The sequence below is a fragment of the Legionella qingyii genome (assembly GCF_003184185.1).
Window position 1 is genome coordinate 1 of record NZ_QHJG01000036.1, and the last position, 201, is coordinate 201.

Genomic DNA, 201 nt, shown 5'->3' on the forward strand with positions numbered 1-201 from the left:
CATCCATGGCATCAATAGTACCTTTTATGTCATGAGCATTCTGAAGTGAAGTACGCTTTTCTTCTACTGCCCTATTGATTAAATTAGCCTCTGCATTATGAAGATTCGCTTGTTGACCGAAATCAACTCCACCAACTAAATTTAAAGTGGTATTAAGAACTTGCAATGCCGCCCGTTTTTGATCCTCGTTACCACGCGGGG

At 41.3% G+C, this 201-nt stretch carries 1 protein-coding gene; it reads right to left on the reverse strand.

Annotation, left to right across the window (positions count from 1 at the left end; all coding sequences use genetic code 11):
- Positions 1–201 (reverse strand): hypothetical protein (locus DGG96_RS20940; RefSeq protein WP_165831639.1); only part of this gene is annotated, 201 nt, incomplete at both ends.